This window comes from Mesorhizobium sp. B1-1-5, from assembly GCF_006443065.1.
Taxonomy (GTDB): domain Bacteria; phylum Pseudomonadota; class Alphaproteobacteria; order Rhizobiales; family Rhizobiaceae; genus Mesorhizobium.
In genome coordinates this window covers 1-1,229 of sequence record NZ_VFWS01000491.1, presented here as the reverse complement: position 1 = coordinate 1,229, position 1,229 = coordinate 1, and the positions used below count along the sequence as shown (strand labels likewise).

General features: G+C 65.0%; 1 protein-coding gene and 1 pseudogene. Both read right to left on the bottom strand.

What is annotated here, in order from left to right:
- Window positions 1–318 (bottom strand): annotated as a pseudogene (locus FJ980_RS32635) (phosphotransferase); the annotation flags it as partial.
- On the bottom strand, window positions 315–1,229 hold a 915-nt coding region (locus FJ980_RS32630), incomplete at its 5' end, for an ArgE/DapE family deacylase (protein ID WP_140547560.1). The pseudogene FJ980_RS32635 and the gene FJ980_RS32630, both read right to left, overlap by 4 nt.

The window sequence follows — 1,229 nt, the reverse complement described above, 5'->3', positions numbered from 1 at the left end:
GAACTGCGCATCGCCATCGAGGCTTTTGCGCACCGAAGGAATCGGTAAAGCGGGGTCGACCGCAAGGATGTGGTCCAGCGCCCTGTTCTGGAAATCGGTGAAGCCGGCCTCTTCCGCCGGATGCGAGATTTTCAGGACAAACTCGCCATTGCTGTCGGTGCGGATGTGAAAATTGTGGTCGCGCTCCCCGGGCAAGGGCTGAGCGGTGCCGGCAAGGCCGTAGTGCTGGCGCAGGATGGCAAGCGCATCGGCGATCGAGACATCGGGCGCGTCCTCGGCCAGCGTCTCGCCGAATGCATTGGTCACGGCGCCGGTCATGGCCTTGCCTCGGGGTCGACAGGCTCCAGCCCACACCAGTCGGCGATGAACAGTGCGATTGTCTGGGTGACCTTGCGTACGGAATCAAGGTCCACCGCTTCGTCATAGCCATGCGGCATGCGGCAGATCGGACCGTAGACGATGGCCGGCGTGTCAGCGTAGAGGCCGAAGAAGCGCGCATCGGTGGTGGCAGAGGTGACGTGTTCCTGCAGCGGCTCGCCCCAGACGGCGGTATGGCTACGACGCAGCACGGTTTCCATCTCGTCGGCGCCCTCCAGCACATAGCCCTCGGCCATGAAGCCATTGTAGGGGATCCTGGGCGGGCGGTTGGCCATGAACGGATCGGCGCGGGCCGCGTCGGCGATGCAGGCCTCGAGCTCGGCTCTGGCATCCTCCAGCTTCTGGCCGGGATAGGTGGCGACACGCATCTCGAACACGCAGCGCGCGGGGACGCTCGATGTCCATTCGCCGCCTTCGATCTTGCCCAGATTGAAACGGATCGGATGCGGGTGATCGCAGAAATGCCTGTCGTCGACCTTGCGCGCGTTCCAGACGATTTCGAGCTGCTTCAACGCCTGGATGATGAGGAAAGCCTTTTCGATGGCGTTGGCGCCGGCCGAGAAAGCGCCCGACGCATGCTGGGGATCGCCGTCGACCTCGACCCTAAACCAGATCGGGCCGACCTGCGCCCGCATCAGCTTCGGCTCCAGCGGTTCGGGGATGAAGGCTGCGTCGGCGCGGTAACCGCGCTGCAGGCAAGCGAGCGCGCCGTTGCCGGTGCACTCTTCCTCGACCACCGATTGCAGGAAGACCTTCGCGGCCGGCTGATAGCCGAGGCGGCGCAGTGCGGCCAGCGCGTAGAGGCAGGCCGTGAGCCCAGCCTTCATGTCGCCGGCTCCGCGACCATGCAT